At 74.2% G+C, this 19,062-nt stretch carries 20 protein-coding genes; 14 read left to right on the top strand and 6 right to left on the bottom strand.

All coding sequences use genetic code 11. The features are described 5' to 3' along the window. Positions 1 to 113: 113 nt before the first annotated feature. Genes AB0D67_RS14790 through AB0D67_RS14800 form a run of 3 tightly spaced genes read left to right on the top strand, consistent with a single transcriptional unit; the run spans position 114 to position 3,339 of the window. Positions 114 to 902: a hypothetical protein gene (locus AB0D67_RS14790; protein ID WP_362934336.1), complete on the top strand. Its 789-nt coding sequence runs from the start codon at positions 114 to 116 to the stop codon at positions 900 to 902. Next, complete coding sequence (locus tag AB0D67_RS14795) at positions 899 to 2,236, top strand: M48 family metallopeptidase (RefSeq protein WP_362934339.1); 1,338 nt, start codon at positions 899 to 901, stop codon at positions 2,234 to 2,236. Before AB0D67_RS14790 ends, AB0D67_RS14795 begins: the two co-directional genes overlap by 4 nt. Next, complete coding sequence (locus AB0D67_RS14800; RefSeq protein WP_362934342.1) at positions 2,233 to 3,339, top strand: glycosyltransferase family 4 protein; 1,107 nt, start codon at positions 2,233 to 2,235, stop codon at positions 3,337 to 3,339. Before AB0D67_RS14795 ends, AB0D67_RS14800 begins: the two co-directional genes overlap by 4 nt. A gap of 48 nt (positions 3,340 to 3,387) precedes the next feature. On the opposite strand, the gene AB0D67_RS14805 is transcribed toward AB0D67_RS14800, so the two are convergent. Then, a complete protein-coding gene (locus tag AB0D67_RS14805; protein WP_362934345.1) occupies positions 3,388 to 5,181 on the bottom strand; it encodes a long-chain fatty acid--CoA ligase in 1,794 nt (597 codons plus the stop codon). A 200-nt stretch (positions 5,182 to 5,381) separates the two neighbouring features. Here AB0D67_RS14805 and AB0D67_RS14810 point away from each other — a divergent pair, with 200 nt between their 5' ends. The 8 genes from AB0D67_RS14810 (at position 5,382) to AB0D67_RS14845 (ending at position 11,739) form a co-directional block, all read left to right on the top strand. Further along, positions 5,382 to 6,149: a metallophosphoesterase gene (locus AB0D67_RS14810; protein ID WP_362934348.1), complete on the top strand. Its 768-nt coding sequence runs from the start codon at positions 5,382 to 5,384 to the stop codon at positions 6,147 to 6,149. 52 nt (positions 6,150 to 6,201) lie between these two features. After that, the gene (locus AB0D67_RS14815) at positions 6,202 to 6,639 is read left to right on the top strand and encodes an SRPBCC family protein (RefSeq protein ID WP_362934351.1); all 438 of its coding nucleotides are present in this window, start codon (positions 6,202 to 6,204) and stop codon (positions 6,637 to 6,639) included. 136 nt (positions 6,640 to 6,775) lie between these two features. After that, positions 6,776 to 7,945 (top strand): ArsA family ATPase, encoded by a 1,170-nt coding sequence (locus AB0D67_RS14820; protein WP_362934354.1) that lies wholly within the window; start codon positions 6,776 to 6,778, stop codon positions 7,943 to 7,945. Between the two features lie 67 nt (positions 7,946 to 8,012). Then, the gene (locus tag AB0D67_RS14825; RefSeq protein ID WP_362934357.1) at positions 8,013 to 8,639 is read left to right on the top strand and encodes a hypothetical protein; all 627 of its coding nucleotides are present in this window, start codon (positions 8,013 to 8,015) and stop codon (positions 8,637 to 8,639) included. A 51-nt stretch (positions 8,640 to 8,690) separates the two neighbouring features. Further along, on the top strand, positions 8,691 to 9,635 hold the full coding sequence (locus AB0D67_RS14830; RefSeq protein ID WP_362934360.1) for an ROK family glucokinase: 945 nt from the start codon (positions 8,691 to 8,693) through the stop codon (positions 9,633 to 9,635). A gap of 60 nt (positions 9,636 to 9,695) precedes the next feature. After that, a complete protein-coding gene (locus AB0D67_RS14835) occupies positions 9,696 to 9,821 on the top strand; it encodes a hypothetical protein (protein WP_362934363.1) in 126 nt (41 codons plus the stop codon). Next, positions 9,818 to 10,525, top strand: a complete 708-nt coding sequence (locus tag AB0D67_RS14840; RefSeq protein ID WP_362934366.1) for an endonuclease/exonuclease/phosphatase family protein — start codon at positions 9,818 to 9,820, stop codon at positions 10,523 to 10,525. Before AB0D67_RS14835 ends, AB0D67_RS14840 begins: the two co-directional genes overlap by 4 nt. 80 nt (positions 10,526 to 10,605) lie before the next feature. Continuing rightward, positions 10,606 to 11,739, top strand: coding sequence for a hypothetical protein (locus AB0D67_RS14845; RefSeq protein WP_362934369.1), 1,134 nt, complete (start codon positions 10,606 to 10,608; stop codon positions 11,737 to 11,739). Positions 11,740 to 11,847: 108 nt separating this feature from the next. Here the strand turns inward: AB0D67_RS14845 and AB0D67_RS14850 are convergent, their stop codons facing one another. Beyond that, positions 11,848 to 12,336 carry a hypothetical protein gene (locus AB0D67_RS14850; protein WP_362934372.1) on the bottom strand — a complete coding sequence of 163 codons (489 nt, stop codon included), beginning with the start codon at positions 12,334 to 12,336 and terminating at the stop codon, positions 11,848 to 11,850. Between the two features lie 66 nt (positions 12,337 to 12,402). Beyond that, on the bottom strand, positions 12,403 to 13,167 hold the full coding sequence (locus AB0D67_RS14855) for an alpha/beta fold hydrolase (protein ID WP_362934375.1): 765 nt from the start codon (positions 13,165 to 13,167) through the stop codon (positions 12,403 to 12,405). A gap of 149 nt (positions 13,168 to 13,316) precedes the next feature. Here AB0D67_RS14855 and AB0D67_RS14860 point away from each other — a divergent pair, with 149 nt between their 5' ends. From AB0D67_RS14860 to crcB, 3 genes are all read left to right on the top strand, one after another. Beyond that, positions 13,317 to 14,135 carry a lysophospholipid acyltransferase family protein gene (locus AB0D67_RS14860; protein WP_362934378.1) on the top strand — a complete coding sequence of 273 codons (819 nt, stop codon included), beginning with the start codon at positions 13,317 to 13,319 and terminating at the stop codon, positions 14,133 to 14,135. 105 nt (positions 14,136 to 14,240) lie between these two features. Next, positions 14,241 to 14,690 carry a CrcB family protein gene (locus AB0D67_RS14865; RefSeq protein WP_362934381.1) on the top strand — a complete coding sequence of 150 codons (450 nt, stop codon included), beginning with the start codon at positions 14,241 to 14,243 and terminating at the stop codon, positions 14,688 to 14,690. Then, the gene (gene crcB, locus AB0D67_RS14870; RefSeq protein WP_362934384.1) at positions 14,687 to 15,061 is read left to right on the top strand and encodes a fluoride efflux transporter CrcB; all 375 of its coding nucleotides are present in this window, start codon (positions 14,687 to 14,689) and stop codon (positions 15,059 to 15,061) included. Before AB0D67_RS14865 ends, crcB begins: the two co-directional genes overlap by 4 nt. 69 nt (positions 15,062 to 15,130) lie before the next feature. On the opposite strand, the gene AB0D67_RS14875 is transcribed toward crcB, so the two are convergent. The 3 genes from AB0D67_RS14875 to AB0D67_RS14885 form a co-directional block, all read right to left on the bottom strand. Then, positions 15,131 to 16,102, bottom strand: a complete 972-nt coding sequence (locus AB0D67_RS14875; RefSeq protein ID WP_362934387.1) for an acetylxylan esterase — start codon at positions 16,100 to 16,102, stop codon at positions 15,131 to 15,133. Positions 16,103 to 16,319: 217 nt separating this feature from the next. Further along, on the bottom strand, positions 16,320 to 17,183 hold the full coding sequence (mmuM, locus tag AB0D67_RS14880; RefSeq protein WP_362934390.1) for a homocysteine S-methyltransferase: 864 nt from the start codon (positions 17,181 to 17,183) through the stop codon (positions 16,320 to 16,322). A gap of 166 nt (positions 17,184 to 17,349) precedes the next feature. Next, positions 17,350 to 18,978 (bottom strand): DUF885 domain-containing protein, encoded by a 1,629-nt coding sequence (locus tag AB0D67_RS14885; RefSeq protein ID WP_362934393.1) that lies wholly within the window; start codon positions 18,976 to 18,978, stop codon positions 17,350 to 17,352. Between the last annotated feature and the right edge of the window lie 84 nt (positions 18,979 to 19,062).

The following is a 19,062-nucleotide window of genomic DNA, read 5'->3' on the forward strand; positions in this document are numbered from 1 at the left end:
CGCGGCTCTGTGTTTGGCCGCCTGACCTGTTGATCAATTCGCCAACAGTGTCTCCCTTCGAAGGGACGGGCGGGGCCGCCGCGCGTCCGGGGCCGGTCGCTACCATCGGGCGTGTGCGCGTCCCGACAGAGCGTCGTGCGGTGCTCGCCGGAACCCTGACACTGGCGGTCGCCGCCCTGGCCACCGGCGCGGGCCCGTTCCCCGCGCCGCGCGACCCGTGGCCCGGCGGCTCCGTCACCGTCCGCGGCGAGCACTCCGTCGTGATCGGCCACCGCGTCCCGGCGGCCCGCCTCGCCGACCTGGCGGCCGGCGCCGACCGCGCCCGCCGTACGGTCCTCGACGTCTGGGGACCGGTCCGGGCGGTGGTCCTGTTCCCCGCGGACGACGCCGAGGCGGCGGCGCTGGCCGGCGCCGCGCCCGCCGCCGTCGCCGGCCTGGCCGCGCTGGCCGACGCGGGCCGGGTGATCGTCCTGCCGTCGGGGTACGCCAGGCTGAGCGGGACCGGCCGGGACGTGGTGCTCGCCCACGAGCTCACCCACGTGGCCACCGGCGCCACCCGCGGCGGCCGGGTGCCGGTCTGGCTGTCGGAGGGGTTCGCCGACTACGTCGGTTACCGTGACGCCGGGATCGCGGTCCCGGCGGCCGCCGCCGAACTGGCCGCCGAGGTGCGCGAGGGCCGCCTGCCCGAGCGGCTCCCCGGCCCCGCCGACTTCGCCGCGGACGCCCCCCGGCGGGCGCAGGCGTACGAGGAGGCGTGGCTCGCCTGCCACTACGTCGCGCGGCGGTACGGCGAGCGGACGCTGGTGAGGCTCTACGGTAGCGATGTCGGCGATGTGCTGGGCCTGTCCCCGGCGGAGTTCGCCGCCGGCTGGCGCGACCACCTGAGAAGGGAGCTGGGTTGACGTCCTCCCCACGCCCGAGGGCGGTGTCCCGGCGATCGGCCGCGGCGGATGCGGCCGACGCCGCAGCAGCGGCGGTCGTGCCCGGGGGGTGGCGGCCCGCCGGATGGGCGCTGGCCGCCCTGGGCGCGGCCACGGTCGCGGTCGTGGCGCTCACCACGCCCTGGCGGGCCCTGCCGTCCGCCGCCCCGGCCGTCGCGCCCGACCCGGCGCGGGACTTCACCGCCGGGCAGATCGCCCGCTCCGAGGCGTTCGACGCCGCGCTCACCGCGCCCGCCTACCTGTCGCTCGGGCTGACCCTCCTGGTCGCCGGGGTGCTGGTGGCCACCCCGCTGGGCGCCCGGCTGCTCGGACGGCTGCGCGGGCCCCGGTGGGTGCGGGCGCTGCTCGGCGTCGCCGGGCTGTCCGCGGCGGTCGAGGCCCTGCGCTGGCCGCTGGGCATGTGGTCGGAGACGCAGCTGCGCGCCTACGGCCTGTCCACCCAGACGTGGCCCTCCTGGACCGCGGACCGGCTCAAGGACATCGGCGTCCGGACCGCGCTGCTCGCGATCATGGTGCTCGCCGTGACGGCGCTGGCCCGGCGCTTCCGGCGCTGGTGGATACCCGCCGCGGCCGGAGCGTTCACGCTGACCGTGGCCGCGTCCTTCGCCTACCCGGTGGTCATCGAGCCGATCTTCAACGACTTCACGCCGATGGCGGCCGGGCCGCTGCGCGACGACCTGCTGGCCATGGCCGCCCGCGACGGCGTGCCCGTCGAGGACGTCCTGGTCGCCGACGCCTCCCGGCGCACCACCGCGCTCAACGCCTACGTCTCCGGGTTCGGCGCGACCCGCAGGATCGTGGTCTACGACACCCTGCTCCGGGCGCCCGCGAAAGAGGTCGAGCTGGTGGTGGCGCACGAGCTGGGCCACGCGAAGGCGGGCGACGTGCTGTACGGCACGCTCGTCGGGGGGCTGGGCGCCGCCTTCGGCGCCTGCCTGCTGTACCTGGTGCTCGCCGCGGGCCCCGTACGGCGTCGCGCCGGCGTCGCCTCGGCGGCCGACCCGCGGGCCGTGGGCCTGATCATGGGGTTGCTGAGCCTGGCCACGGTCCTGTCCGGACCCGCCCAGAACCTGGTCAGCAGGCAGATCGAGGCCCGCGCCGACGCGCACGCGCTGGAGCTGACCCGCGACCCGGAGACGTTCGCCGCGATGCAGCGGCGCCTGTCGGTCACCAACGTCTCCGACCTGTCGCCGGACTTCCTGGAATACGTCCTCTACGGTTCTCACCCGACGACGCCGCAACGGATCGCCATGGCGCGCTCATGGGCCCGGCTGAACGGCGTCCCGGAGCCGTGAGCCGCGCGCTGTTCCTCACCAACGACTTCCCGCCCCGGCCCGGGGGCATCCAGGCGTTCGTGCGCGGCCTGGCCGACGGCCGCCCGCCGGACTCGGTGGTCGTCTACGCCCCCCGCTGGCCCGGCTGCGACGACTTCGACGCCCGCCGGCCGTACCCGGTCGTGCGCCACCCCACCTCGCTGATGCTGCCCACGCGCGGGGTCGCCCGCCGGGCCGCCGAGGTCGTGGCGGCGTACGGCTGCGACACGGTGGTGTTCGGGGCGGCGGCTCCGCTCGGGCTGCTCGCGCCCGCGATGCGCGCCGCCGGGGCCCGCCGGATCGTCATGGTCACCCACGGGCACGAGGCGGCCTGGGCCGGCGTCCCCGGCGCCCGCGGGCTGCTGGCGAGGATCGGCGGGCACGCCGACGTGGTCACCTACCTGGGGGAGTACACCCGGCGGAGGCTGGAGCGGGTGATCCCCTCCGGCAGGCTGGCCCGGCTCGCGCCGGGTGTCGACACCGGGGCGTTCCGGCCCGGCGCGGGCGGGCATGAGGTGCGCGCGGCGCTGGGCCTGGGGGACCGGCCGGTCGTGGTCTGCCTGTCCAGGCTGGTGCCGCGCAAGGGCCAGGACGTCCTGCTGCGGGCCTGGCCGCTCGTGCTGCGGGCCGTGCCGGAGGCCGTGCTGGTGATCGTCGGGGGCGGCCCGTACCGCCGCACCCTGGAACGGCTGGCCCGGCCGCTGGGCGACGCGGTCCGGATCACCGGGCCGGTGCCGTGGGCGGCGCTGCCGGCCCACCTCGACGCGGGCGACGTGTTCGCCATGCCGTGCCGTACCAGGCTGGGCGGCATCGACGTCGAGGGGCTCGGCATCGTCTACCTGGAGGCGTCGGCCAGCGGCCTGCCCGTGGTGGCGGGCTCCTCCGGCGGCGCGCCGGACGCGGTCCTGCCGGGGGAGACCGGCGTGGTGGTGGACGGCACCCGCGCGCGGGAGGTGGCGCGGGCCGTGACCGGGCTGCTGGAGGATCCGGAGCGGGCGCGGAAGATGGGCGAGCGCGGGCGCGACTGGGTCACCCGCGAGTGGGGCTGGGACCTGGTGTCCGCCCGCTTCGCCGAACTGCTGTAGGCCCCGCCGTACGGGGTACGGCGGGACCTGGGCGCCGGCCGTACGGTGTCAGCCGTACAGGGCGTCGATCCGGTCGGCGAAGTCGCGCATCACGAGGTTGCGCTTGATCTTGAGGCTGGGCGTGACGTGCCCGGTCTCCTCGGTGAGGTCGGTGTCGAGCACCGTGAACTTCTTGATCTGCTCGGCCTTGGACACCGACCGGTTGGCGGTGTCCACCGCCTTCTGCACCTCGGCGAGGACGGTCTGGTCGGTGCTGAGGTCGGCCAGGGAGGCCCCCTCCCTGCCGTTGGTCTTCTTCCACTGCTCGAGGGCCTCGGGGTCGAGGGTCACGAGCGCGGAGACGAACGGCCGGCCGTCGCCGACCACCATCGCCTGGCTGACCAGCGGGTGGGCGCGGATGAGGTCCTCCAGCGGGCCGGGCGCGACGTTCTTGCCGGCGGCGGTGACGAGGATCTCCTTCTTGCGGCCGGTGATGCGGAGGTAGCCGTCCCCGTCCAGCTCGCCGACGTCGCCGCTGTGGAACCAGCCGTCGGCGTCGATCGCCTCGGCGGTGGCCTTCTCGTCCTTCCAGTAGCCGTGGAAGACGTGACGGCCCTTGATCAGGATCTCGCCGTCGTCGGCGACGGCGAGCGTGACGCCCGGGAACGGCTTGCCGACGGTGCCGATCTTGTTGGCGCCGGGCATGTTGACCGCGGACGGCGCGGAGGTCTCGGTCAGGCCCCAGCCCTCGAAGACCTCGATGCCCGCGCCGCGGAAGAAGTGGCCGAGCCGCTCGCCCAGCGCCGAGCCGCCCGACACCGCGGCCGACAGCTTCCCGCCGGTGGCCGCGCGGAGCTTCCGGTACACCAGCCGGTCGAACACGGCGCGCTTGACCGTCAGGCCGAGCCCGGCGCCGCCCGCGGACTCGGCGCGGCTCCAGGCGATGGCGACGTCGACGGCGGCGTGGAAGATCTTGCCCTTGCCGCCGGCGGCGGCCGTCTGCTCGGCGCCGTTGTAGACCTTCTCGAACACCCGGGGCACGCCCAGCAGGAACGTCGGACTGGTGGCCTGGAGGTCGGGCGCGACGTTCTTCATGTTGGGGGTGTGGGCGATGACGGTGCCCGTCTCGACGAGCACGATCTCGATCATGCGGGCGAAGACGTGCGCGAGGGGCAGGAACAGCAGCGCCGCCCGGTCCTCGGTGGTGAACAGGGCCTCCAGCGGGCCGGCCGCCACGTTCCGCGCGGTGAACAGCAGGTTGTCGTGGGTCAGCCGGCAGCCCTTGGGCCGGCCGGTGGTGCCGGAGGTGTAGACGATGGTGGCCAGGTCGGCGATGCCGCGGGAGGTCCTGCGCTCGGTCAGGGTCTCGTCGGACACCTCGGCTCCGGCCGCGCTCAGCTCCTCCAGGGCCCCGCCGTCGATGCGCCAGACGTCCTTGAGGCCGGGCAGCTCGTCCGTCACCTCGCGGACCGTCTCCTCGTGCGAGGCGAGCTCCACGAAGGCGGCCCTGGCGCCGCTGTCGGAGACGATCCACTTCACCTGGTCGGCGGAGGAGGTCTCGTAGATCGGGACGCCCACCGCGCCGGCGGCCCAGATCGCGTAGTCGGCGACGGTCCACTCGTAGCGGGTGCGCGACATCAGGGCGACCCGGTCACCGGGCTCGATCCCGGCGCTGATCAGGCCCTTGGCCAGGGCGGCGACCTGGTCGCGGAACTCCCCGGCGGTGACGTCCTTCCACTCCTCGCCGGCCTTGCGGCGCATGACCACGGCGCCCGGCTCCCGATCGGCACGCTGGAACACCGTGTCGGTCAGATTGGCGGAGGGGGGGACATCCACCAGCACGGGGACGCTGTACTCGCGCACGGGCACTCCTGAGGTCACACGGATCGATGGGTCTGCCTGAGGTTCGACGCGACATGTTACGCGTGGGTAAGGCCGCCGACCAGGCGTTGTCCGAGGCGGATTCACGGTATCAGCCCAGCCGTCCGGGACGGTCGCACCGTACCGGTCGCGAATTGATTGTTACTTATGTCCGCTTTCTTGGCCCGGTTAGGATGTCCGCCATGCGGGTTCATGTCGTCAGTGATGTGCACGGTAGGACCGACGCCCTGGCCCGCGCGGGAGAGGGGGCCGACGCGCTCGTCTGCCTCGGGGACCTCATCCTGTTCGTCGACTACGACGACCACTCCCGGGGCATCTTCGCCGAGCTGTTCGGCGCCGAGCAGGCCGCCCGCTTCATCGCCCTGCGCACGGCCAAGCGGTTCGGCGAGGCGCGGGAGATGTCGGCGGCGCTGTGGGCCTCGCTCGGCGGCGACCCCCGCGACCACATCGAGCGCGCCGTCCGCAGGCAGTACGAGGAGACCTTCGCCGCGATGCCGGCCCCGGCCTACCTCACCCACGGGAACGTCGACCTGCCCCGCCTGTGGCCCGACTACCTGCGCGAGGGCCACCGCGTGCTCGACGGGGAGACCGTGGAGATCGGCGGCCTGCGGTTCGGCTTCGTCGGGGGCGGGCTGCGCACGCAGTACCGGACGCCGAACGAGATCGACGACGAGGAGTTCGCCCGCAAGGTGGAGGCCGTCGGCGAGGTGGACGTCCTCTGCTGCCACATCCCCCCGGCCGTCCCCGAACTGCTCTACGACGTGGTCGCCCGGCGCTTCGAGCGGGGCAGCGAGGCCACGCTGGAGGCGATCAGGCGGACGCAGCCGCGCTACGCCCTGTTCGGGCACGTCCACCAGCCCCTGTCGCCGCGCACCCGGATCGGCCGGACCGAGTGCGTCAACGTGGGTCACTTCCGCGGCCGGGGAACGCCCTTCGTCCTCGAATGGTGAGCCGGGCGCGCGGCGGTGATCCGGGGAGAGCGGAAACGAGTACGGTAACCCCATGGCTGATCGCACCTCCTCCAGCATCACGATCGACGCCGCCCGCCCGGCCGTCATGGCCGTGATCGCCGACTTCCCCGCCTATCCCCGGTGGGCCGGCCAGGTGAAGGAGGCCGAGATCCTGTCCACCGGGCCGGACGGCCGCCCGGCCGAGGTCCGGTTCGTCCTGGACGCGGGCGTCATCAACGACGAGTACACCCTCGCCTACACCTGGGACGGCGAGGAGTCGGTCGGCTGGCGGATCGCGAAGGAGGGCCGGATGATCTCCGGGCTCACCGGGCGTTACGTCCTGGAGGAGCGGGGCGGCGGCACCGAGGTGACGTACGAGCTCACCGCGGACCTCAAGGTCCCGATGATCGGCATGATCAGGCGCAAGGCCGAGAAGGTCATCGTCGACACCGCCCTGAAGGGACTGAAGAAGCGCGTCGAGGCCGCATGAGCCGCGGCGGGCGGGCTCCGGCGGGCCGGGAGACCGTGCCGGGCCGTCCCCGGGGCACGGCGGCCCGTACCGGTGTCGTGGCGGACCGTGTCCGGGTCGGGGCGGCCGAGGCTCCGGCGGCGGGCCTGGAGGCCGCGTGAGCCGGGTCCTGCTGTTCACCGGCAAGGGCGGAGTCGGCAAGACGACCGTGGCGGCCGCCACCGCCGTCCTCGCCGCCCGCTCGGGGCGGAGGACGCTGGTGCTCTCCACCGACACCGCGCACTCGCTGGCCGACGCGCTGGGCGTGACGGTCGGGGACGGCCCCGCCGAGGTCGAGCCCGGTCTGCACCTGTACCAGGTGGACACCCAGAAGGCGCTGGAACGCCAGTGGGGCGAGCTGCGCGACTACGCCAGGGACGTCCTCGCGGACCTCGGCCTTGACGAGATCACCGCCGAGGAGATCACGGTGCTGCCCGGCGCGGAGGAGGTCATCGCGCTGCTGGAGCTGCGTGAGCAGGCCCGCGACGACCGGTGGGACGTGATCGTCGTCGACTGCGCGCCCACCGCCGAGACGCTCCGGCTGCTCGCCCTGCCCGAGGCCCTCGACTGGCACGTGAACCGGCTGCTGCCGACCGGCCGGCGGCTGCTGCGCGCGCTCTCGCCGGTGGTCCGAAGGGTGGCCCAGGTCAGCGTGCCCGAGGACCACGTGCTCGGCGCGGGGGAGCGCCTGCACCGGGGCCTGATGGAGGTCCGGGAACTGCTCACCGGCCCGGACGCCAGCGTCCGGCTCGTCCTCACCCCGGAGGCCGTCGTGCTGGCCGAGGCCCGCCGTACGCTCACCTCGCTCAGCCTGTACGGCTACCGCGTCGACGCGGTGATCGCCAACCGGGTCTTCCCGGCGGACGGGGCCGACCCGTGGCGGCGCGGCTGGGTGAAGGCCCAGACCGGCCACCTGGCGGAGATCCGCCAGTCGTTCTCCCCGCTGCCCCTGCACACGGTTCCCTACCTCGACGCCGAGCCGGTCGGCGCCGACTCCCTCGCCGGGGTCGCCGAGGCCGTGTACGGCGGAGCCGACCCCTTCGCACCGCCCTCCGGGGACCCGCCGCTGCGGATCACCCCGGAGGGTGAGCTGGTCCTGGCGCTGCCGCTCGCCGAGCGGGACGAGGTGGACCTGGCGCGCAAGGGCGACGAGCTGATCGTCACCGCGGGCTCACACCGGCGGGTGCTGGCCCTGCCCGCCGCCCTGTCCCGCAGAAGGGTGCGTGAGGCGGTGCTCCGCGACGGGGTTCTCCGGGTACGGTTCGAGTCGGGAGGGCCAGATGACTGACATGACCGACAAGACCGGTAAAGCGGAAAGCGCCGGGTCTGGCGCGCGAGACGACGTGTGGAGCGGCGTGAGCGACGTCACTCCGGGCGGATCACGCGGCGACGCGCGGGACGACGTGTGGGGCGACGTGAGCGACGACGTGGGCGGCACGGTGCGGGACGCTCCACGCGGCACCCGGAACGACCCGCGCGGCGCACGGGACGGCGCGCCCGGCCACGCCCGGAACGACGCGCGCGGCGGCTCCGCGGACCCGCTGGGCGGCGCCGTCGAGGAGGCGTTCAAGCTCTTCGACTCCCTCCAGCAGCGGGCCGCCAGGGAGCTGGGCAAGAGCCTGGTCAGGGGCGCCGTCCGGGACGTCCGGGGCACCGTCGGCGGAGTCTTCGGCGGTGGCGGTGGCGGTGGCGGTGGCGGCGGCGGTGGCCGTACGGCCGGCCGGGACGTGTGGGGGGAGGCGGTGTCCGGGCACGACGAGTACATCTGCCGGGCCTGCCCCGTCTGCCGGGCGAAGGCGGACCGGCGGGACCGGGAACGCGAGTCGGGCGTCGCGGTCACCGACCACCTGGTGCAGGCGGGCAGCGAGCTGTTCGCCGCCTTCAGGACCGCCGTGGACGGCCTCAACCGGCCCTCGCCCGCGCAGCGGGCCCGGGAGCGCCGTCGCGACGAGACCCCGGTGGAGCACATCGACCTGGGGTGACCCCCGAAGCGGAACGGCCGGGGGCGGACCCCGGCGAGAGAGGTTGAGAACATGGCGCTGACCATCGGCGTTGACATCGGCGGCACCAAGGTCGCGGCGGGTGTGGTGGACGAGGACGGCCACATCGTCGAGAACCTGCTGAGGCCCACCCCGGCCCAGAACCCCGAGAAGGTCGCCGAGACCATCGCCGAGGTGGTCAAGGAGCTGTCGAAGGACCGCTCGATCGAGGCCGTGGGGCTCGGCGCCGCCGGGTTCGTCGACGAGACGCGGTCCGTCGTGCGCTTCGCCCCCAACCTGGCCTGGCGTGAGGAGCCGCTGCAGAAGAAGGTCTCCGACCTCGTCGGCCTGCCCGTCGTGGTGGAGAACGACGCCAACGCGATGGCCTGGGCGGAGTCGCGGTTCGGCGCCGGGCGCGGCGAGACCCACCTGGTGTGCCTGACCGTCGGCACCGGCATCGGCGGCGGCATCGTGCTCGACGGCTCCCTCTACCGGGGGCGCTGGGGCATGGGCGCGGAGCTGGGCCACATGCAGGTGGTCCCCGGCGGGCGCCTGTGCGGGTGCGGCAACCTCGGCTGCTGGGAGCAGTACGCCAGCGGCAACGCCCTCGTCCACGAGGCCAAGGAGATCGCCGGCGCCGAGCCGGGCCGGGCGGCCCGGCTGCTGGAGATCGCCGGTGGCACGCCCGACCGCATCGAGGGCCAGGAGGTCACCGAGGCGGCGGGCGAGGGAGACCCGGCCGCGCTGGCCGCGTTCTCCTCGGTCGCCGGCTGGCTCGCCCAGGGGCTGGCCGATCTCACCGCGATCCTCGACCCGGGCTGCTTCGTGCTCGGCGGCGGCGTCTCGCGCGCCGCGGAGTTCTGGTTCGACGAGGTCCGCGACACCTACGCGCGGATCGTGACCGGCAGGGGGCACCGCCCGCTGGCCGAGATCCGCCTCGCCGAGCTGGGCGCGTCCGCGGGCCTGGTCGGCGCGGCCGACCTCGCCAGGAGGCGCTGAGGGGTGCCGGACGGTGCCGGGCGCCCGGTGCGGGACGGTCGCCGGACCAGGACGGCGGCCGTGCCGGTGCGGGACGGCGGCGGGACCACGATGCTGACCGTGCCGGTGCGGGACGGCGGCGGGACCACGATGGTGACCGTGCCGGTGCGGGACGGCGGCGGCGGGCGCCGGGCGGTGACGCGGTGACGATCAGGGTCGCCGCCTACAACGTGCGCTCCATGAAGGACGACACCGCCGCCCTGGGCCGGGTGATCGCCGCGCTCCGCGCCGACGTGCTCTGCGTGCAGGAGGCGCCCCGGTTCCTGCGCTGGCGGAGCAGACGCCGGGAGCTGGCCGCCTTCGGCGGGCTGACGCCGGCGGCCGGCCGCCGCTCCGGCGGGGTGGCCGTCCTGGTCGGCCCGGACGTGCGGGTGCTGCACGGCGCGGGCCACCACCTGCGGTGGTTCCCCGGCCTGGAGCGCCGCGCGGTCGCGATCGCCGTGGTGGAGGCGCGCGGGCAGCGGCTGGCGGTCGGCTCGGTCCACCTCGACCTCGACCGGGGAGCCCGCCTGTACCACGCGGTCGAGGCGCTGGCCCTGCTGCGTGCGACGGCCCGCCGCTTCGACGCCCTGCCGGTGCTCGCCGGAGACCTCAACGAGCAGGCCCACGAGCCGGCCTGGCGCCACATCGCCGGGCGGCTGACCGACTGCCACCCCGTCTCGCCGCGCGGCGACGGCCTCACCTTCCCGGCGCGCGGGCCGCGGCTGCGCATCGACGCGATCTTCGCGGCCGGGGACCTCCGGGTGGTGTCCCGCGGCGGGGGCGGGGCCGACCCGGCCGATCTGACGGCGGCCACCGACCATCTGCCGGTGGTCGCGGAGCTGCGCCGTACGGCAGGCCGGAGCGGATGACCCCACTCCCGGTGTCCCGAAGGCGTCCCGGGAGGGGGAGTGGCACACGTGATCCCCTCCGGCCCCGTACCATTTGGTGCATGACCCGTCGCCTTCCGCGGCGTGCGCTGGCGCTGTGCGCGGGAGGCATGCTCCTTCTGTCCTCGCACCCGCCCGCCGCGTTCGCCGAGCCCGCCGACCCTCCATCGGCCGGCGTCGTCTGGCAGACGCCGACCAGCGCTCGCCTGAGCAGCGACGGGTCGCTGTCCGACGTGGCCGGGGTCTCGGCGAGCAGCGCCTGGGCCGTGGGCCAGCAGAGCGTCTGGGACATCTGGCAGAGCCGCGGGGCGATCGCCCACTGGGACGGCTCGGCCTGGAGCGAGGTCGGCGTCCGGAACGACCCCACCGGGGCGGGCGTCCTGCGCTCGATCGCGGCGGCCTCCCCGACGGAGGTGTGGGCCGTCGGCGAGGGCCACGACGGCCTGCCGTACCTCGCGCGGGGGGACGGCACGGGCTTCGACCGGTTCGCCGTCGACGGGCTGCGCGTGGGCGACTGGCTGGGCGGGGTGGCCGCGACCGGCGGCCGGATGGTCTCGGTCGGCCGCCGCGGCAAGCAGCCGATGATCCTCACGGTGACCTCCGCCAAGCGGAAGGTCACCGCGCTCAAGGGCGAGGGCACGCTGTACGGCGTGGCGCTGTCCGGCAAGGACGACGGCTGGGCGGTGGGCGACGACGGCGACGGGCCGCTGCTCGCCCGGCTCTCCGGCGGGCGGTGGAAGACCGTCAAGGCCCCCGACATCCCCGACGGCTACCTCCGCGACGTCCACATCGACGGACCGAAGCGGGCACTGGCGGTCGGCGGCGTCTACCGGGGGGACTCCGGCGAGGCCGGTCCGCTGATCCTGTCGTGGAACGGCAAGAAGTGGTCCCGGGTGCGCGTGCGCGGAGACCGGATGAACCTGTACGGGGTCACCGGCGACCACAAGGGGCACTTCTGGATCTCCGGCGTGGACCTGAAACGGCCGGGGGAGGCGTTCCTGCTGCGGTACGACGGCCGCACGCTCAAGTCCGTGCGCGGCGCCCCGGCCGAGGCCCGGCGCACCGTCCGGCTCCAGTCGGTCGCCTACCTCCCCAAGGACGGCGGCGTGCTGGCCGTGGGCCACGTCGTGGACGCCAAGGGCCGCTACACCGACGTCATCGAGCGGTTCGGCCTCCCGGAGCGGGCCAAGTCCTGACCCGCCCGGCGGGGCGCCGCGCCGGAGCACGGCGTCGCCGTCCGGCCCGCCCGGCCGTGTGCGGCGCCGGACCACGGCGTCGCCTGGCCGGTCCGGTCGCGCGCCGCGTCAGATCACGGCGCCGTCGTCCCAGCCGGAGTCGCTGGGCGGCCCGTCGCCCATCCGCACCACCAGCGCCACGAAGCCGCCGATGAACGCGGCGACCGCGGTGAAGAGCACCCAGCCGGGCAGGCTCCAGTCGAGAGCCGCGCTGAGCAGCAGGTAGGCCGGACCGCCGAACAGGCCGAGCCAGGCGATCTTCGTGGTGGCGTCGGTCTTGGGCAGCGGGGGCGGCGGCGGGGGCACGTAGTGGCCCTCGTCCGTCTCCTCGCGGTCCTCCGGGTCCTCCCGGCCGTCGTCGCCGGGAGCGTCGCCGTCGCCGTAGTCGTCCTCGGCGAGGAGTTCCTCGTCCGAGCGCCGGACCACCCGCGGGGCGGGCTCCGCCGGGAGGTTCTCGCTGTCCGGCCACGGCTGATCCGCCGAGTCGCGCTCGGCGGTGTCATTGAAGGACGCGACGATCTGACGCCAGACCTCGTCCTCATCGCTCTGCGGCGTCACCTAGCTGGGCCCGTCACTCATCGGGCGGCCTCTTTCTCCCGGAAACCGCACATCCCCCACCCGCGTTCAACTTCCTTGCAAGGGTACAGAGGCGTTCGTGTCGATGAACTCCAGGCTCCTCGCAAAGATCTGTTCGGCGTCGTTGTCGAGCGTCGCGACGTGATAGCTGTCGCGGAGTTCCACCACATCGAGATTCCCCCTCGTCAGCTTCTCACGCAGAATGCGCACACTGGTCGGTTTCACCACATGGTCCTGCGGGCTGTGGAATACCAGCACCGGCTGGGTGATTCTTTCCAGGTCGGCCTGGGTCAGCGCCCACAGCCGGGGGAGGGTGGCGGCGGCCTTGACCGGCGTGCGCGTGTACCCCAGCTCGGACACCCCCTCCTTCTTGATGTCCCCGGCCACTCCCGGCACGGAGGAGACCACCAGCCGCAGCAGCGGCGCGAGTCTCAGCAGTGGGACGTCGTTGGCCACCGAAGGGTTGACGACCACCACGCCCCTGATCGCCCGGCCGTGCACCTCGGCCAGCCGCAGCGCCAGGCAGCCGCCCAGCGACAGGCCCATCACGAACACCTCGGCGCAGTCGGCCCGCAGCCGGGCCAGCGCCTTGTCCAGCTCGGCGTACCAGTCCTCCCAGCGGGTGTGGCTCATCTCCTGCCAGGTGGTGCCGTGGCCCGGCAGCCGGGGCAGCGACACGGTCAGGCCGGCCGCGGCGAGATACTCGCCCCAGGGACGCAGCGACTGGGGCGAGCCGGTGAACCCATGACAGAGCAGCACGCCGATCTGCCCACCTCTGTGGTGGTACGGTTCCGCACCAGGCATGACTGGCATCGCAGCTCCTTGTCAGGTCCGCCCGATCGTCGCACGAGTGGGCCGTGTTTTGCGAGGGGTGGATTTGGGTGGTTTCGCGGTGTAGTTGGCTGAGTCTGAAAGTGCGAAGATAACTCCAGTTCGACGCCTGTCAACCGAAGGAGCCCCGCGTGTTCTACTGGGTGGTGAAGGCCATCCTCTGGCCCTTCCTCCATCTCATCTTCCGCCCGTGGGCGGAGGGGGTGGAGAACGTACCCGTGGAAGGGCCGGTGATCCTGGCCGGCAACCACCTGTCGTTCGCCGACCACTTCTTCGGGGCGCTGCCCCTGCCGCGCAAGGTGATCACCCTCGGCAAGTCCGACTACTTCACCGGCAGCGGCCTCAAGGGGCTCGCCAGCAAGGCGTTCTTCAGCGGCGTGGGCACCGTCCCGATCGACCGCTCCGGCGGCAAGGCCAGCGAGGCCGCGCTGCGCACCGGCAAGCGCATCCTCTCCGAGGGCCACGTGCTCGCGATCTACCCCGAGGGCACCCGCACCCACGACGGCCGCCTCTACAAGGGCAAGACCGGCGTGGCCCGCCTGGCGCTGGAGTCCCGCGTGCCGGTCGTCCCCTGGGTGATGGTCAACACCTTCGAGATGATGCCCCCCGGCCGCCCGCTGCCCAGGCTGGGCATCCGCCCGGGGGTGAAGTTCGGCAAGCCGCTCGACTTCTCCCGCTACTACGGGATGGAGGAGGACCACCTCGTCCTGCGGGCCGTCACCGACGAGATCATGTACGCGCTGATGGAGCTCTCCGGCCAGGAGTACGTCGACAAGTACGCCGCCACCGCCAAGGCCGAGGCGGCCCGCGCCGCCAAGGACGCCGCCCGCGCCGCCAAGGAGGCGGCCAAGGGCGCGGCCCGCGCCGCCAAGGGCGCGGCGAAGGACGCCGTCCGCGCGACCAAGGACGCCAGGAACATCAGGAAGGCCGGGGAGGCCAAGCACGACTAGGTCCTGTTCCGTGGATCCTCGCCACGGCGGAGAACCGCGGAACGGAACCCGGGCCGGGCGGCGGCGCCGGGCCGCGTGGTCCGGACGGACCCTAAGCTGGCTGGCATGGCCGCCGAGCCCATCGATCCCGACGTCGATCTCACCGACGAACGCCAGCGGGGCGAGCTGAGCCGCTCGCACCACGCCGTCCTGGCGATCGTCGCCGCCGGCGGGGCCGCCGGAGCCGCGGCCCGGTACGGCGCCGGCCTGCTGTGGCCCACCCCGGACGGCTCCTTCCCGTGGACCACGCTGGGCGTCAACGCGGCCGGCTGCCTGCTGATCGGCGTCCTCATGGCGGCCCTGGCCGCGGCTCCGGCGGCCCCGGCCTGGATCCGGCCGCTCCTGGGCACCGGGGTGCTGGGCGGGTTCACCACCTTCTCCGCCTTCAGCGTGGACATCCAGGGCCTGCTGATCGGCGGGCGTCCCGGCGCCGCCCTCGCCTACCTCGCGGCCACCCCCGTGGTCGCCCTGATCGCGGTGACCGCCGGGTCGCGTGCCACCCGGGCGATCCTGTGAGCTGGCTGCTGGTGCTGCTCGGGGGCGCCCTCGGCGCGCCCCTGCGCTACCTCACCGACCGCGCCGTCCAGGCCCGCCACGCCACGGCCTTCCCCTGGGGCACCCTCGTCGTCAACATGATCGGCTCGCTGGTGCTGGGCTCGCTGACCGGGGCGGTGCTGTCCGGGGCCGTGGGCGCCGGCCCGCAGCTGCTGCTCGGCACCGGCCTCTGCGGGGCGCTGACGACCTACTCGACGTTCTCCTACGAGACGCTGCGGCTGGCCGAGAGCGGGTTCAGGACGCTCGCCGCCGCCAACGTCGCCGCCTCGGTCGCCGCCGGCCTGGGCGCGGCGACCGTCGGCTTCGCGATCGCCCGCGCCCTCACCGGCTGACGGCCGCCGTCCCGTTCACGCCGGGTTCCCGTACACGCTCCGGACCGGCGGCCAGGTCAGGTCAGGCGCTCAGCGGCCGGCCGGGAGCTTCCGCGCCACCTTCAGGTGCTCGGCCACCTGGGCGGACTCCCCGCCCTCGTGCCCGTTGAAGTGCCACACCCGGATGTCCTTGGGGCCCGCGTAGTGGTTGTAGGCCGCGAACACCGTGGACGGCGGGGTGACGCCGTCGCGCAGCCCCACCGAGAAGAGCGCCGGGGTGGTGTTGCGGGCCGCGAAGTTCACGCCGTCGAAGTGGTCGAGGGTGGCGAACACCCGGTCGAGGCGGTGGCGGTGCGACTTCAGGAAGCGTCCGAGCTCGGCGTAGGGGTCCTCGTCGGTGATCACGGCGGCGTGGCGGATGTGGGACATGAACGGCACGTCGATGAAGGCGAACAGCAGGTCCGGGACCATCGAGCTGACCGCCATCGCGATGGCGCCGCCCTGGCTGCCGCCCGAGACGACCACGCGGGAGGGGTCCACCAGGGGGTGGGTCCGGGCGGCCTCGACGGCCCGGACGCCGTCGGCGTACAGGCGCCGGTAGTAGTAGTCGTCCGGGTCGAGCACCCCCTGGGTGAGCTTGCCGCTCACCTGCGGACCGGTGCCCCCCACCGGGTCGGGGGTGTCGCCGACGCGCCAGCCGCCGCCCTGCCCGCGCGAGTCCATCACGAAGACGGCCCACCCGGCCACCGGCCAGGTCAGCCAGTCGTGCGGGACGCCCCGGCCGCCGTTGTAGCCGATGTACTGCACCACGCACGGCAGCGGCCCCTCGGCCGCGGCGGGCGTCAGCAGCCAGCCCCGGATCTCGTGGCCGCCGAAACCCGCGTAGCGGACGTCGAACACCCGCACCAGCGCCAGGTCGGTCTCCACCTCGGCGAAGACCGCGCCCAGGTCGTGGGCGCGGGTCTCGGCCAGGGTGCGCTCCCAGAAGGCGTCGAACCCCTCGGGCTCGTGACGGTCGGGACGGTACTCCAGCAGCTGTGCCAGCGGCATGTCGACGAACAAGAGGTCTCCCGGGATCGGGCGTGTGCGGAGAGGCCGGGAGGACCCGGCCGGTGCCGCGCCGTACCGGCGGCACGGAACGGTGGTGTTGGGGCTATTGTGGCGATTCGTCGCTGTCGGCGCCAGGGAGGGGTCTCTCCGGAGCGGCCCGGAGAGCCTGGAAAGTGGCGGCCTTCCCGGAGCCGCCCGGGAGACTCGGGCACCCGGGAGGACCCTCCGCTCAGCCGGCCCGCAGATGCCGCCGGATCTGGCGGATGTGCTCCGGCGTGGTACGGCAGCAGCCGCCGATGAAGTTCGAGCCGGCGGCGTGCCACCCGGCCGCCGCGGCGCCGAACTCGACCGGGTCGGCCAGGCCGAGCCAGCGGCGGCCCACCGGGTCCCAGGTCTCGCCGGAGTTGGGGTAGACGATCACGGGCTTGCCCTGGATCTGCCCGATGAGGCTGGCGACGTGCCGCGGCGCCGTGCAGTTCACGCCGACCGTGATCACCTGCTGGTTGCCGGCGAACAGCGCGGCGGCCTCCTTGAGCGGGGTGCCGTCGTTGATGCGCTCGCCGTCCCGGCAGGAGAAGCTCACCCACCCCCGCATCCGGGGGGTCTCGGCGAACAGCCGGGCCAGCGCCCTGGCCTCCGCGTAGGAGGGGATGGTCTCGCAGGCCATCAGGTCGGCCCCGCTCCCGGCGAGGATGTGCCAGCGGTCCCGGTGCCAGCCGACAAGGCCGTCCTCGTCGAGGTCGTAGTCGCCGGTGTACTCGGCGCCGTTGGCGAGGGAGGCCCCGTACGGTCCCACACTGGCCGCCACGGTCCCCTCGCCGTGCTGGTCGCGGGCCTCCACGGCCAGGCGCACCGACAGCAGGATGAGGTTCTCGGCCTGGGCGGCGCTCAGCCCCCGGCGCATGAACGCCGGGACGTTGGCCTGGTAACTCGCGGTGATCGCGACGTTGGCTCCGGCGCGGAAGTAGTCGAGGTGCGCCTGCCGGATCACCGAAGGGTCCTCCACCAGCAGCTTCGCCGACCAGAGCTCGTCCTTGAGATCCGCGCCGAGCGTCTCCAGATGTGTGGCCAGTCCGCCGTCCAGAATCACCATCTCGCCACCCTAAGGCACTCGGGGCGACCTGCCACCGCCCCGAAGATCTTCGGAAAGGGCCCGCCGGGGCGGGGAGGACAGCATTCCCGCAACCCCGCGGATCACTGGGCGCGGAGGTAATAAATCCATGTGACCGGTGTGGGTTTACCCCGGCCCGGACGGGTGGTCAGATCCGGCGCAGGGCCTCGGTGAGGCTCGACAGGCCCACCGGGCCCAGCTCCAGCGCCGCGGTGTGCCAGCGCCGCAGGTCGAAGCCGGCGCCCAGCCGCTGCCGGGCCTCCTCGCGGGCGGCCAGCCAGGCGCGCTCGCCCAGCTTGTAGGAGGGGGCCTGCGCGGGCCAGCCGAAGTAGCGGACCACCTCGTTGTGCACCCGGTGCGGCTCGCAACGGCCGCGGTCCCGCAGCACCTCGCACGCCCGCTCGAAGGTCCACCGGGAACCGTCGGGCAGCGGCAGGTCCAGGTGGACGCCGAGGTCGATGACGACCCGGGCCGCCCGCAGGGCCGACCCGGCCAGCATGCCCAGCCGGGTGCCCGGCTCGTCGAACCAGCCCAGCTCGTCGGCGAGCCGCTCGGCGTACAGCGCCCAGCCCTCGCCGTGCCCGCTCACCCAGGAGGCCAGGCCGAAGCGCGACAGGCCCTCGCCGACGACCCGCGTGGTGCCGATCTGGAGGTGGTGACCCGGGACGCCCTCGTGGAAGACGGTGGTCAGCTCGTTCCAGACCTCGAACCGGTTCCGGTCCGGGGTCACCGGCCAGTTGGTACGGCCCGGCCGGGACAGGTCCTCGCTGGGGCTCATGTAGGAGGCCGCGCCCGCGCTGGCGTCGAAGGACAGCACGACGTCCACCCGCCGCAGCGGCTCGGCGATGTCGAAGTGGGTGCCGTGCAGCCGCTCGATCGCCCGGTCGTGGCGCTCCTGCAGCCACTCCCGGTAGGCGTCCCGCCCCTCGACGTAGCAGGTCTCGTTGAGGATCGCGGTCGCCTCCTCCACCGAGGCGCCCGGCCGCACCCGGTCGGCCTCGACGGCCAGCTCGGCCTCGATGCGGGCCAGCTCGGCCCAGCCCCACTCGTAGGCGTCGGCCAGGTCGATGTCGGCGCCGAGCTGGAGGCGCGAGTGCACGGCGTACCGCTCGGCGCCCACCCCGTCGGTCTCGCTCGCCCGGGGCGTGTACTCCTCGCGCAGGTAGCGGGCGGCCTCGGCGTAGCCCGCGTGCGCGGCGTCGGCGCTCCCGGCGAGCTCGTCCCGGAGCGGGCCGTCGCCGTAGGCGTCCACCAGGGACCGGTGCGTGCGGTCCTCCGCGAAGCGCGCGGCCTGGACGGCCGACTCCAGCGCCTGCCGGCGCGCGGCGCGCAGCCCCTGGTCCAGTCCGGCGGAGAGGCTCGCCTGCCAGCCCCGGAGCATCCCCGGGATGGCCGCGAGCCGCGTCGCGACGTCGCGCCACTCGTCCTCGGTGCGGTGCGGCAACAGGTCGGTGCTCTCCCACAGCTCGCAGACCAGCCCGAACGGCGCGCGCACCGCGCGGAGGTGCTCGCCGGTCTCGTGCAGGGCCAGCTCGGCCTCCAGCCGTTCCCGCAGGTGGGCGGCGGCCCGCACATCGGCCTCACCGAGCGGTTCCAGGGAGGAGAGCCTGGCCAGGGTGTCCTTCATCAGCGCCGCGCGGGCGGCGTGGCCCTCCGGGCTGTAGTCGGTGGCCGGGGCGAACGGGACGTCCACGCCCTCCATGCCGGCGCCGACCGGGTCGAGGGCCGCCGAACGGGTCACGTACTCATCGCAGAGCGCAAAAATCGGGCTGGTCATCCCGGCACTTTAACCGACCGGTACGCCGGGGAGCCCGGCGTTCTCCGGGTGGCCGGGCCCATCGGCCCGGCCACCCGGAGGGAA

It is taken from the genome of Streptosporangium sp. NPDC048047, assembly GCF_040653115.1.
Taxonomy (GTDB): Bacteria; Actinomycetota; Actinomycetes; order Streptosporangiales; family Streptosporangiaceae; genus Streptosporangium.